The 214-nt window shown below is 63.6% G+C and carries 1 protein-coding gene; it reads right to left on the bottom strand.

The window, feature by feature from the left end; genetic code table 11:
- Positions 1–214 (bottom strand): AMP-binding protein (locus ACW9IB_RS29605; protein WP_457416885.1); only part of this gene is annotated, 214 nt, incomplete at both ends.

Here is a 214-nt window from a genome sequence, read left to right as displayed (position 1 = left end):
CGATGACCATTTCGATGGAGCGCTCCACCGCGAGACCCACCAGCACATCCGGGCCTACGCCAGCCTCGATCAAGCGATGGGCCAAACGATTCGCGCGGCGGTTCACCTCGGCGTAGCTCAACCGTTGCTGACCAAACACCAACGCCGGTGCGTCCGGCTGGGCCTGTGCCTGGGCTTCGAACAATTGGTGTACCCACTGGCCTTGCGGGTAGTC

It is taken from the genome of Pseudomonas sp. SDO524_S393 (assembly GCF_054071875.1).
Note: the sequence above shows the minus strand (reverse complement) of the source record. Positions and strands in the feature narration are given on the sequence as shown.